The organism is Gallalistipes aquisgranensis (assembly GCF_014982715.1).
In the GTDB taxonomy this organism is placed as follows: Bacteria; Bacteroidota; Bacteroidia; order Bacteroidales; family Rikenellaceae; genus Gallalistipes; species Gallalistipes aquisgranensis.
Window position 1 is genome coordinate 241,220 of sequence record NZ_JADCJY010000002.1, and the last position, 12,357, is coordinate 253,576.

Consider the following 12,357-nt stretch of genomic DNA (forward strand, 5'->3'; position numbering starts at 1 on the left):
GTTGAATATTCGTTCTATCCGGCCACGGAGCAAGGGATTCCCAGCGCCTCGACCCGGTCGGCGATCCGGCGGAGCTCCTCCACGGGGACCTTTTCCAGGTTCTCGGCCGGCGTATCGCGGTCGATCGTATAGATCATCACCTGGCGGGGACGGATCTGACCGATCAGCTCCAGCCAGGCATCCACCTCGCGCGGCGTGGCGTTATCCACCCGCCTCCCGCCGTACTCGCCCCGCAGGAACATGGTTTGGACGATCAGCCGGCCCCCGAACAGTTTCATGTTCTCCACCGTCTCCGCCACCGAATAACGGCCATTGGGATTATCGACCAGACGGACCGTTTCATCGAAAGCGGAATCGAGTTTCAGGATATTGTTGTCCACTTTCATCAGTGCCTTCCGTACGGATTCGCGGCCGATCATCGTGGCATTGCTCAATACGGAGACCTTCGCCGAGGGACATACCGCATCACGCAAGGCGATCGTATCGTCGATAATGGCCGGAAAGTCGGGGTGCATGGTCGGCTCGCCGTTTCCGGCAAAAGTGATGACGTCGGGAGGCGTCCCGGCGGCCACCATTTCCTGCAATTTCTCTCCGAGCAGACACCGTACGTCCTCCCTCCGGTTGAAGCGAGGCCACAGACCGTGCCGTGCCCAGCCGCATTCGCAGTAGATGCAGTCGAAACTGCACAGCTTACTCTCCAGCGGAAGCAGGTTCACCCCCAGCGAAAGCCCCAGCCGGCGGCTGTGCACCGGTCCGAAAATGATATCGTGATACAATGAAGTAGCCATACCGGAACAAAGATACTAATTTGTCGCAAATATACATTATCGCCCAACAATCCATTCCCAATAAATCTTGCACCCGGTCACAAAGCCGCCGAATCGTTGTGCACCAGAACGATTAAAACCGTATCTTTGAAAAATCAACCCTAACCCTATACGACCCATGAAAAAACGACTGTCCCGTATCATCTTTCCACTTCTTGCCGGCTGGATCATGACCGCCTGTTCCGCCACCGATCCGTTGTCGATAAAGATTTCCGCTCCGGCCGACACCGACGATCCCCGTAAGGATTACACCCGGATCTTATACGAAACACTCGAAAACCATCCTGCCCAAAAGTTGCGAATCGTGTTCGAACCGGGAATCTATCACTTCTATCCCGACCACGCGGCAGGGAAATACCATGCCATCACGAACCACTCCAACCTGTATCGCTATTTCGCATTTCCGCTCGTCGGATACGATTCCGTAGAGATCGAAGGCAACGGAGCCGAATTTATCTTCCACGGAGTCATCACACCGTTCCTGATAGAGAGATCCAGCGGCATCACGATCAAAAACATACGGATAGACTGGGAATACCCGTTTTACCTGCAAGCCGAAATCACCCGCAAAAACGAAACGACGAAGGAGGTCGGCATCAGAATCGACACCACGATCTCCAAACCCGTCTATCGGGACGGCCGGCTTCGCATCCAAGGTCCCGGCTGGCAGTTCGACTACCTGGGCCAGAACATCACCTTCGATCCGGCCACGCGCGCAGTGGCTTTCATGGCTGAAACAGCACGCCTGCCGGTCGATGATCTCTATGCCGAAAAGATCAACGAACTGAACTATACGATAAAGTGGGACCGTTCGGCCACCTTGCCGGAACCCGGACACATCGTCACCTTCCGGGGCGCCATGTCCGAGAACCGGCTCGCCCCGGCCATCCACATCAGCGGCTCACGCAACGTCACCCTCCAGGACATTACCATCCATCACTGCCCGGGCATGGGAATCATCGGGGAAAAAAGTGCGGACATCACGCTCGACCGTATCCGGGTAATGCCACGGGAGGGCTCGGGACGCATCGTATCCAGCATGGCCGATGCCACTCATTTCTGTAACTGTGCCGGCAAACTGACCGTACGGGACTGTCTGTTCATGAATATGCTCGACGACGGTATCAATGTCCACGGCACCTACACCTCGGTCGAAGAGATCCGGAACCGGTCCGAAATCATCGCTTCGCTGAATCATTTCCAACAGAGCGATTTCCATTTCGCCGACCGGGCGGACACCCTTCGCATCGTCGATGCCGAAACCATGCTTCCCAAACAGACCTGCGTGGTAAAAGAGGTCGTGAAGATCAACGAATATCTGTTCCGCATCATCACGGAAAATCCCTTGTCCGGGGAGATAAAACCCGGCGACGGCATCGAAAACATCTCCTGGTACCCCACGGAATTTCTCTTCAGCGGCAACACGATCAAAAACAACAGGGCCAGGGGTATCCTGTTGAGCGTTCCCTCGAAGTGCCTGATCGAGAACAACACCATATCGGTCATGAAAAATGCGATCCTCCTCGAAGGCGACCTTCTGCACTGGTTCGAATCGGGAGCCGTACGCGATGTCGTGATTCGGAACAACCGTTTCGGAGAGTGCTCCTACGGAGGGGGAAATTTTCCGCTGATTTCGATCAATCCCCAGATGCTCGCTTTCAAGCAGAATGAATATTACGAAAAAAACATTCTCGTCACGGACAATATCATCGCCTCGTCTTTTTCCAATCTTATCCAGGGACATGGCGTGTACGGACTGACCATCCAAGGGAACAAATTCATCAAAACCGACACATACGACGATCCTTTCCGCGGTCAGCCGATCATCCAGCTCCATCATTGCGGCGGGACAAAGATCATCCGAAACCAATTCGACAACCTGTCGCCGGCAATCGAAGTCGACCTCCCCACCTTTAACGACGATTTCCAGACCGATATCCGCAACGTAATCACTGAAAAAAACGAATAGCGTTACCGACAGCTCCGCGGTTTCATACCGCAATCCCGAAAAAAATACGACAACCCACAAAGGGTTGTCGTATTTTTCACCCGCCGCCCCTTCTGAAAGGGTGGCTTCAAAACTTTTCTACTTCCGGTAAATCTTGGTATAGCCGTAGATAGCCTCGTCGCCGAGCTCCTCTTCGATACGAAGCAGCTGGTTGTACTTGGCCATACGGTCGGAACGGCTCAGCGAACCGGTCTTGATCTGCCCCGAGTTGGTGGCTACGGCAATGTCGGCGATGGTCGAATCCTCGGTCTCGCCCGAACGGTGCGACGTCACGCTGGTATAGCCGGCACGGTGAGCCATCTCGATGGCATCCAGCGTTTCGGTCAGCGAGCCGATCTGGTTTACCTTGATGAGGATCGAGTTACCGCATCCCATCTCGATGCCTTTCTTCAGGAACTCTACGTTGGTCACGAACAGGTCGTCGCCCACCAGCTGGCATTTGTCGCCCAGTTTAGCGGTCAGCACCTGCCAGCCTTCCCAGTCGTTCTCGCTCATACCGTCCTCGATCGAGTCGATGGGGTATTTGGCGACGAGCTCTTCCAGATAGGCAACCTGCTCGGCCGAAGTACGCTTGGCTCCCGTGGGACCTTCGAACTTCGTATAGTCGTAAATGCCGTCCTTGTAGAATTCGGACGATGCGCAGTCCATACCGATGGCCACATCGCCGCCCTCGCATTTGCGTCCGGGCTTGTAACCGGCTTTCTTGATCGCCTCAATGATCGACTCGAGCGCGTCTTCCGTACCTTTCAGTGCGGGAGCGAAACCGCCCTCGTCGCCTACGGCGGTGCTCAGGCCGCGGTCGTGCAGCACCTTCTTCAGCGCGTGGAACACCTCGGCACCCATCCGCAGCCCCTCCTTGAAGGAAGAGGCTCCCACGGGACGGATCATGAACTCCTGGAAGGCGATCGGAGCGTCGGAGTGTGACCCTCCGTTGATGATGTTCATCATCGGAACGGGCAGTGTCTTGGCATTGGTTCCGCCGATGTAGCGATAAAGGGGCATGCCCAGCAGATTGGCAGCCGCACGTGCGCAGGCCAGCGAAACACCCAGAATGGCGTTGGCACCCAGGTTGCTTTTGGTCGGGGTTCCGTCCAGCGCGATCATCGTCTTGTCGATGCCCACCTGGTCCGTTACGTTCATTCCCACGATCTCCTTGGCGATCACTTCGTTCACGTTCTGAACGGCTTTCAGCACGCCCTTGCCCGAATAACGGCCCTTGTCGCCGTCACGCAGTTCGAGAGCCTCGTTCTCGCCGGTCGATGCGCCCGACGGCACGGCGGCACGTCCGAAAGCGCCGCTGGCGGTTACCACTTCCACCTCTACGGTGGGATTGCCTCTCGAATCGAGGATCTCTCTGGCATGAACATTTACAATCTGTCCCATAGCTTTAATTCTTTAATTGGTTATATCGTTTCCTTTTGCTTCAACGACTTCCTTCTTCCGGCCTCCGCTTCCGACGAACCGGCCGAAAAACGTTTCAAAGATACAACATTGCCGGTTATTAAACAAATTTAAAAAAACCGAAATGACACTCTTCCGGAACCGACACCACAGGGATCCGTTCAACGGGACTTTCGGACGACCACATCGTCCCATAAGTTTTTGAAATAGGCGATGGTATGCAACCTCCATTCCGTATAGCGGGAATGTCGACGGCGGGGCGGGGCGGGAGCCGGCGGAGCAGGCGTGAACCAGGAGAGGGAAACCAGATGGATCGCCACGGTATTCTCCGTCACGGACATATCACCCGGATGCCCTCCCTGCGTAGTGAAATAGTCGTAAGGATAGAGATGGTAATCGTGTTCCAGCACCTGGGGATACCGGTATTCATCGTTCCGGAAACCGAACCGGAACGCCGTCCGGCTCAGGAGCCAGGGCATGACATATTCGCCGATCTTTTCCGGAACGAACGAACGCCCCTCATAATAGTCCAGAAAGGCACGGAACACGGGATGGCCCTTCTCCGCCCCCATGATGGCGGCTTCGATATTGATTCCGGTATTTCCCGACATGACCAGCGAATCGAACGTACCTTCATTCTTCTTCCATATCAAATGATCCTCCCACAGTTCGATCCCTCCGAAGGCCCGATGTTCCAGATAGGGATCGAACCGTTTCAGCACCCGCACATCCGAATCCAGATAGATCCCGCCACAGTGGTACAAGGCGTAAAGCCGGATATAATCGGCCGCGAAAGCCCACTTTCCGTGCTTGCAGGCCTGTTCCACCCAAGGCACGCTGTGAATATCGAACCGTTCCATATCCCAGCATACGATTTCGTAATCGGGCATCACCCTCCGCCACGACTCAATACAATCGAGAATACGCTGCGGTTTCTCTTCGCCGCTCAGCCAACAGTAATGAATGATTTTCGGAATCATATCTTTAAAATCGAAAAAAATCGTTTCAATCCAAACAACGGCTGCCAGCCAGCGGATTGCTTACCGACAACCTGCATACGAGTTTTCCATCCGACTTCCGGTCCAAATTTCCATACCGGTCCGCAGAGACGGCCGGGCCGTCTCTCTTCCGCCTCGCTTCTTTCGGACAGCACCGTCTCAATGGCCTCCGGATCCGTCAACACAACGGCAATCCACTTTTCTCTCCGGCAAAAATAAATCATATCCGCCGAAACAAAAAATAAGAGGTCCCGAAAGACCTCTTATTCCGTCCGTTCCGCAGAACGGCTCATATTTCCGTTCACTTAAGCCTTTTTGCTGGCCGCAGTACGGGGAGCTACCTTCTTGGCGCCCGAAGTCTTCGGGGCTGCCGTACGGGGAGCTGCCGGTTTCGCCTTGGGAGCCGCAGGCTTCTTGGCCGCCTTGGGAGCGGCTTTAGGAGCTTCGCCTTCCGCACCCTCCGCGGTCTCTTCCACTACTACGGCGTCGGTCACGTTATCGGTTGCGGCAGCAGCCTTCTTCGCACCTCCGCGGCTGCGGCGGGTACGCGTCTTGGCGGCTGCGGTAGCCTCTGCCGAATAGGTCTCGTTGAAGTCCACCAGTTCGATGAAACAGGTCTCGGCAGCATCGCCCAAGCGGAAACCGGTCTTCAGGATACGGGTATAACCGCCCGGACGATCGGCGATCTTGGGTGCCACCACGCGGAAGAGCTCCGATACGGCCTCTTTGTTCTTGAGGTAGCTGAACACGACACGGCGCGAGTGCGTAGAGTCGTCTTTCGACTTGGTAATCAGGGGCTCGACATACATCCGCAGCGCCTTCGCCTTAGCGAGCGTAGTGTTGATCCGCTTGTGCATCACGAGCGAGCTGGCCATGTTTGCGAGCAGGGCTTTACGGTGTGCGCTCTGGCGGCCGAGGTGGTTGAATTTCTTGTTATGTCTCATAATTAATCCTTGTCAAGTTTGTAGATAGATACGTCCATTCCGAAGTGCAGGTTGAGCGAAGCGAGCAGGTCGTCCAACTCCGTGAGCGATTTCTTGCCGAAGTTGCGGAACTTCAGCAGATCGTTACGGTTGAAACGCACCAGATCGCCCACCGTGTCCACTTCCGCCGCTTTCAGACAGTTGAGCGCACGCACGGAAAGATCCTGATCGGAGAGCTTCGTCTTCAGCAGCTGACGCATGTGCAGCACGTCTTCGTCGAACTCCTCAGCGGCGGCGTTCTCTTCCATGTTCAGCGTGATCTTCTCGTCGGAGAAGAGCATGAAGTGGTGGATCAGAATCTTGGCAGCCTCCTTCAGCGCATCCTTCGGATGGATCGAACCGTCGGTCGTGATCTCCAGATTGAGTTTCTCGTAGTCGGTCTTCTGTTCGACACGGTAGTTCTCAATCGAATACTTCACATTTTTGATAGGCGTATGAATCGAGTCAATCGGCAGCAGACCAAATTCGGCGTCGGCGGGACGGTTCTCCTCTGCGGGAACGTATCCGCGCCCTTTCCCGATCGTCAGGTCGATCTGGAGTTTGGTCTCCGGCGAAAGGCGGCAGATCACCAGCTCGGGATTCAACACCTTGAAATTCGTGAGAAAGTTGGAGATGTATCCGGCGGTCAGTTCCGATTGACCCGCCACATTGACGGTCACCTTTTCACCGTCCACGTTGTCGACGGTCTTGATGAATCGCACCTGTTTCAGGTTCAGGATGATGTCGATCATCCCTTCCATCACACCGGGGATAGCGGCAAATTCGTGGTCGACGCCCGCGATCTTCACCGTAGTGATCGCATACCCCTCCAGCGAGGAGAGCAGAATGCGGCGCAGGGCATTTCCGACGGTCATCCCGAAACCGGGCTCCAACGGACGGAATTCGAATTTTCCGAACGTGGAGGTCGATTCGAGCATGATCACCTTCTCAGGTTTCTGGAATGCTAATATTGCCATAATATTGTTCTCTCGATTAATTTACTACTTAGAATACAATTCGACGATCAGCTGCTCCTTGATATTCTCGGGAATATCGGCACGGTCGGGTTTCTGCAGGAAGCGGCCGCTCATGGTGCTGCCGTCCCATTCGAGCCATGCGTAACGGCTCCGACGCCCGCCCTGGAGCGAATCCTGAATCACTTCGAGACTCTTCGACTTCTCGCGGACAGCCACCACGTCGCCGACCTTCAGACTGTACGAGGGAACATTCACCACCGCACCGTTCACCGTGATGTGACGGTGCGAAACCAACTGACGGGCAGCGGCACGCGTGGGAGCGATACCCAAACGGTACACCACGTTGTCCAGACGGCACTCGAGCAGTTTCAGCAGGTTCTCACCCGTGATACCGCCCATACGGGAAGCCTCTTCGAACGTTCTGTGGAACTGTTTCTCCAGAATCCCATAGGTCGATTTGGCCTTCTGTTTCTCGTTGAGCTGCGTACCGTACTCCGATACCTTCTTGCGCTTGCGGGCGAGTCCGTGCTGTCCGGGAGGATAGTTCTTCTTCTCGAGCCCCTTATCCGCACCGAAGATAGCTTCGCCGAACTTTCTGGCGATTTTGGTTTTTGGTCCTATATATCTTGCCATTTTCTTAACTTTTAACTTTTAAATACATGGATGTTCACTTGCAACACACGGCGCCGAAATTAGACGCGACGACGGTTGGGCGGACGGCACCCGTTGTGGGGCAGCGGCGTAACATCAATGATTTCGAGCACCTCGATACCGGCTCCGTGAATGGTACGGATCGCCGACTCACGGCCGGCTCCGGGTCCCTTCACATACACCTTCACCTTGCGCAGACCCATATCGTAAGCCACCTTGGCACAATCCTGAGCGGCAGTCTGAGCGGCATAGGGCGTATTTTTCTTAGAACCGCGGAAACCCATCTTCCCGGCCGAGCTCCAGCTGATCACTTCGCCGACGCCGTTGGTGAGGGTTATAATCACGTTGTTGAAGGTCGAGTGGACATGGGCAGCACCCACGGCGTCAACCTTGACGACCTTCTTTTTAACTGTTCCAGTCTTTTTTGCCATAACTCTCTAAAATTACTTAGTTGCTTTTTTCTTGTTAGCGACGGTTTTCTTCCTTCCCTTGCGGGTACGTGCATTGTTCTTGGTGCTCTGACCGCGAACGGGAAGGCCCAGACGGTGACGAATTCCGCGGTAGCAGCCGATGTCCATCAGTCGTTTGATGTTCAGCTGAACCAGCGAACGGCATTCGCCCTCCACCTTGTAACCGTTGCTCGCGATGATGTTACGGATCGCAGCAACCTGGTCGTCAGTCCAATCCTGCACCTTGGTATCGTAGCTGATACCGGCCTGGTCCAGAATCTGGCGAGCGGTACTTCTTCCAATACCGTAGACATAGGTCAGACCTATCTCGCCTCTCTTGTTTTTGGGTAAATCTACACCAACTATACGTGCCATAAATCTTTGTTCTCTGTGGTTTAAATTAAACGATTATCCCTGGCGCATCTTCAGTTTGGGATTCTTCTTGCAAATCACGTAAAGTCTGCCCTTACGTTTCACGATCTTGCAATCCTCACTTCTCTTCTTGATGGATGTTCTGACTTTCATTTTTCAACATCTTTGTTATTTGTACCTGAAGGAGATACGTCCTTTCGACAGATCGTAAGGAGACATCTCGACTTTCACTTTGTCTCCGGGGAGGATCTTGATGTAGTGCATCCGCATCTTTCCGGAGATGTGGGCGGTGATCACATGGCCGTTGTCCAACTCCACGCGGAACATGGCGTTGGAGAGAGCCTCGATGATCGTCCCGTCCTTTTCGATAGCAGTTTGCTTTGCCATAGAGTCTTAGTTAATCGCGTTCTCGATAATTTTAAAATCCGTCAGCACGTCGGGTCCTTCCTTCGTGATGGCCACTGCGAATTCGAAGTGGGCCGAAGGTTTTCGGTCCCGGGTGCGTACGGTCCATCCGTCACGTTCGAATACGACCTGCTTGGTCCCCATATTGATCATGGGCTCTATGCAGATCACCATCCCCTCTTTGAGCAGGGGACCTCTGCCGCGTGCTCCGTAGTTGGCCACCTCCGGTTCCTCGTGCATTTTCCTGCCGAGTCCGTGCCCGACCAGCTCGCGGACTACCGAAAATCCATGGCTTTCAGCGTGCTCCTGCACAGCCGCAGAAATATCGCCTACGCGATTGCCTGCCTTGGCCTGTGCGACACCTTTATAAAGAGCTTCTTTGGTTACTCTGAGCAGCTCCGCCACCTTCGGATCAATCTCTCCGACCGCGAACGTGTAGGCGGAATCGCCATAAAACCCCTTCATAAACGTACCACAATCCACTGAAACCACATCCCCGGTCTTCAACGCGTAATCGGATGGGATTCCGTGCACGACCTGTTCGTTCACCGATACGCAGAGCGTATTGGGAAAGCCGCCGTACCCAAGGAAGCCGGGAACTGCCCCGTGAGAACGGATGAACTTCTCAGCCACCGCATCCAGCTCCAGCGTCGTCACCCCCGGGGCGATGGCCCTGGCCACTTCGGCCAAGGTCGCCGACACGAGCAGATTGTTCTCGCGGAGCAGTTCTATCTCTTCCTTTGTTTTTAAATATATCATTGCAGCAAAAACTCCTTTTCCAGCAATCCGTTAGCTTCTACCCTTGATTCGGCCGGTCTTCATCAGACCGTCGTAGTGACGAAGAAGTAGATAGCTCTCTATCTGCTTGAGAGTGTCCAGAATCACACCTACCAGGATCAACAGCGACGTACCTCCGTAGAAGAGGGCGAACTGATGGTTGATTCCCAGTTTCGAGGCGAACGCGGGCAGAATGGCCACGATAGCCAGGAAAATGGAACCGGGAAGGGTGATCCGGGTCATGATGGTGTCGAGATATTCGCTGGTTTTCTTACCGGGTTTCACTCCGGGAATGAAACCGCCGTTGCGTTTCATATCTTCGGCCATCATGTTGGGATTCACGGTAATCGCGGTGTAAAAATAGGTAAACGCGATCACCAGCAGTCCAAATACCAGGTTATACCAGAAACCCGTGTAGTTGGCAAAGGCGGCGGCAATGCCCTGAGTAGCCTCGAAGCGGCTGAAGAACATGGGAATGAACATCAACGCCTGGGCGAAGATGATCGGCATGACTCCTGCCGCATTGATCTTCAGGGGAATGTACTGACGCACACCTCCGTACTGTTTGTTGCCCACGATACGCTTGGCATACTGCACCGGAATTTTCCGCACGGCCTGTACCAGGGCGATCGTGGCGGCAAACACCAGAAACAGCATCACCAGTTCGACAACCAGCATCACGAAACCACCGGTGGCCTCCGTGAACCGGGTGTTGAACTCGGCCAGCATGGCATGGGGCAGACGGGCGATGATACCGACCATGATGATCAGCGACACACCGTTGCCGATCCCCTTATCGGTGATCTTCTCGCCCAGCCACATCACAAACATGGTGCCGGCGATCAGCACCACAGTGGCCGAAACAGTGAACAGGAAACTCGAACGACCCAGCACGAATGCTGCGTCGGGAAGCTGGGCATGAAGGTTGGCGAGGTAGGCCGGCCCCTGCAGGAGCAGGACGATGATGGTCAGATACCTCGTCCACTGGTTGATTTTGCGGCGCCCGCTCTCCCCCTCTTTCTGCAACTTCTGGAAGTAGGGAACTACGATACCCAACAACTGGATGACGATCGAAGCGGAGATGTAGGGCATGATACCCAGGGCGAAAATCGAAGCGTTGGAAAACGCACCTCCGGAGAAGATGTTCAGCAGGCCCATCAGACCGTTGCCTTCCACCTGGCTCTCCAGCGCGGACAGCGCCTCGGGATTGATCCCGGGAATCACCACAAAACTACCGAATCTATAGATAAGCAGAAGACCCAGCGTATAGAGGATACGATTACGCAGCTCTTCTATCTTAAATATATTCTTGATGGTTTCGATCAGCTTCTTCATGGCTAAGGATTAAAGTTTTACAACCGAACCTTTCTGAGCTTCGATAGCCGCTGCGGCAGATTTCGAGAAAGCGTGGGCTTTGACCTCCAGCGCGCGCGTCAGAGTGCCGCCGCCCAGGATTTTCACCTTATCGTTTTTCGACACGAAACCGGCCTCGATCAGCGTATCCACCGAGACAGCGCTCAGATTGTTCTTGGCTGCAAGTTCTTCAATCACCGCCAGGTTGATAGCTTTGTATTCCACCCTTTTCAGGTTGGTAAAACCGAACTTGGGCAGGCGTCTCTGCAAAGGCATCTGACCTCCTTCGAAACCGAGTTTCGAAGAGTATCCCGAACGGGACTGCGCTCCCTTGTGACCACGCGTGGAGGTACCACCGCGTCCCGAGCCCTGGCCCCGGCCGATTCGTTTCTCTCTGCCTTTAGACCCTTCGGCGGGTTTTAAATTACTGAGATCCATTGTCTGATACTATGATTCGTTTACACTATTTTACGTTTTCCACCTTCACCAGGTGCTTCACCTTCTCGATCATCCCCGCAATCAGCGCCGAATCCTCGTGCTGAACGGTCTGATTGATCCTGCGCAGGCCGAGCGCGTCGAGATTCTTACGCTGCTGGGCCGTGCTGCCGATACGGCTTTTGATCTGAGTGATATTCAATTTTGCCATTTTCAGCGGGATTATCCGTTAAACACTTTGTCCAGGGAGATACCGCGAACCTGAGCCACACTCTGGGCATCGCGCAGTTCGAGCAGGGCACCGATCGTGGCCTTCACCAGGTTGTGAGGGTTCGAAGAACCTTTGCTCTTGGCAAGCACATTGCGTACGCCGACGCTCTCGAGCACGGCACGCATGGCACCGCCGGCGATAACACCGGTACCGGGAGCGGCCGGACGGATCATCACCAGCGAACCGCTGTAACGAGCCTCCTGTTTGTGGGGAATGGTTCCCTTAAGCACGGGAATCTTCACCAGATTCTTCTTGGCATCCTCCACGCCCTTGGCGATGGCCGAGGTAACTTCGCTGGCTTTGCCCAGGCCGTAGCCCACCACGCCGTTCTCGTTACCTACCACCACGATGGCCGAAAAGCTGAAGGTGCGACCTCCCTTGGTTACCTTGGTAACACGCTGGATGCTCACCAGACGATCTTTGAGCTCCAGGTCGCTTGTTCTGACTTTCTTTATGTTGGTATTTGACATA

At 54.6% G+C, this 12,357-nt stretch carries 16 protein-coding genes; 1 reads left to right on the plus strand and 15 read right to left on the minus strand.

Annotated elements, in window-relative coordinates:
• Positions 1 to 14 precede the first annotated feature (14 nt).
• Positions 15 to 788 carry a radical SAM protein gene (locus INF32_RS10350; protein WP_226388327.1) on the minus strand — a complete coding sequence of 258 codons (774 nt, stop codon included), beginning with the start codon at positions 786 to 788 and terminating at the stop codon, positions 15 to 17.
• Between the two features lie 157 nt (positions 789 to 945).
• Between INF32_RS10350 and INF32_RS10355 the strand changes: the two genes are divergently transcribed.
• A complete protein-coding gene (locus INF32_RS10355) occupies positions 946 to 2,796 on the plus strand; it encodes a right-handed parallel beta-helix repeat-containing protein (RefSeq protein ID WP_226388328.1) in 1,851 nt (616 codons plus the stop codon).
• A gap of 117 nt (positions 2,797 to 2,913) precedes the next feature.
• Here the strand turns inward: INF32_RS10355 and eno are convergent, their stop codons facing one another.
• The 14 genes from eno to rpsE form a co-directional block, all read right to left on the minus strand.
• Positions 2,914 to 4,218, minus strand: a complete 1,305-nt coding sequence (gene eno / locus INF32_RS10360; RefSeq protein ID WP_226388329.1) for a phosphopyruvate hydratase — start codon at positions 4,216 to 4,218, stop codon at positions 2,914 to 2,916.
• A gap of 179 nt (positions 4,219 to 4,397) precedes the next feature.
• Complete coding sequence (locus tag INF32_RS10365) at positions 4,398 to 5,216, minus strand: glycosyltransferase family 32 protein (RefSeq protein WP_226388330.1); 819 nt, start codon at positions 5,214 to 5,216, stop codon at positions 4,398 to 4,400.
• Between the two features lie 323 nt (positions 5,217 to 5,539).
• Positions 5,540 to 6,178 carry a 50S ribosomal protein L17 gene (gene rplQ / locus INF32_RS10370; protein ID WP_226388331.1) on the minus strand — a complete coding sequence of 213 codons (639 nt, stop codon included), beginning with the start codon at positions 6,176 to 6,178 and terminating at the stop codon, positions 5,540 to 5,542.
• A gap of 2 nt (positions 6,179 to 6,180) precedes the next feature.
• Entirely contained in the window at positions 6,181 to 7,173 is a 993-nt protein-coding gene (locus tag INF32_RS10375) for a DNA-directed RNA polymerase subunit alpha (protein WP_226388332.1), read from the minus strand.
• Between the two features lie 24 nt (positions 7,174 to 7,197).
• On the minus strand, positions 7,198 to 7,806 hold the full coding sequence (gene rpsD / locus INF32_RS10380) for a 30S ribosomal protein S4 (protein ID WP_226388333.1): 609 nt from the start codon (positions 7,804 to 7,806) through the stop codon (positions 7,198 to 7,200).
• Positions 7,807 to 7,865: 59 nt separating this feature from the next.
• Positions 7,866 to 8,255, minus strand: coding sequence for a 30S ribosomal protein S11 (gene rpsK, locus INF32_RS10385; protein ID WP_226388334.1), 390 nt, complete (start codon positions 8,253 to 8,255; stop codon positions 7,866 to 7,868).
• 12 nt (positions 8,256 to 8,267) lie between these two features.
• Positions 8,268 to 8,648, minus strand: a complete 381-nt coding sequence (gene rpsM / locus INF32_RS10390; RefSeq protein ID WP_226388335.1) for a 30S ribosomal protein S13 — start codon at positions 8,646 to 8,648, stop codon at positions 8,268 to 8,270.
• 33 nt (positions 8,649 to 8,681) lie between these two features.
• Positions 8,682 to 8,798, minus strand: coding sequence for a 50S ribosomal protein L36 (gene rpmJ / locus INF32_RS10395; protein ID WP_009132884.1), 117 nt, complete (start codon positions 8,796 to 8,798; stop codon positions 8,682 to 8,684).
• 15 nt (positions 8,799 to 8,813) lie between these two features.
• Positions 8,814 to 9,032 carry a translation initiation factor IF-1 gene (gene infA / locus INF32_RS10400; protein WP_226388336.1) on the minus strand — a complete coding sequence of 73 codons (219 nt, stop codon included), beginning with the start codon at positions 9,030 to 9,032 and terminating at the stop codon, positions 8,814 to 8,816.
• A gap of 6 nt (positions 9,033 to 9,038) precedes the next feature.
• Positions 9,039 to 9,809: a type I methionyl aminopeptidase gene (gene map / locus INF32_RS10405; RefSeq protein ID WP_226388337.1), complete on the minus strand. Its 771-nt coding sequence runs from the start codon at positions 9,807 to 9,809 to the stop codon at positions 9,039 to 9,041.
• A 30-nt stretch (positions 9,810 to 9,839) separates the two neighbouring features.
• Positions 9,840 to 11,162, minus strand: coding sequence for a preprotein translocase subunit SecY (secY, locus tag INF32_RS10410; protein ID WP_226388338.1), 1,323 nt, complete (start codon positions 11,160 to 11,162; stop codon positions 9,840 to 9,842).
• A gap of 9 nt (positions 11,163 to 11,171) precedes the next feature.
• Positions 11,172 to 11,618, minus strand: coding sequence for a 50S ribosomal protein L15 (rplO, locus tag INF32_RS10415; RefSeq protein WP_226388339.1), 447 nt, complete (start codon positions 11,616 to 11,618; stop codon positions 11,172 to 11,174).
• Positions 11,619 to 11,643: 25 nt separating this feature from the next.
• A complete protein-coding gene (rpmD, locus tag INF32_RS10420) occupies positions 11,644 to 11,826 on the minus strand; it encodes a 50S ribosomal protein L30 (RefSeq protein ID WP_226388340.1) in 183 nt (60 codons plus the stop codon).
• Positions 11,827 to 11,837: 11 nt separating this feature from the next.
• Entirely contained in the window at positions 11,838 to 12,356 is a 519-nt protein-coding gene (rpsE, locus tag INF32_RS10425; RefSeq protein ID WP_226388341.1) for a 30S ribosomal protein S5, read from the minus strand.
• Position 12,357: the final 1 nt, after the last annotated feature.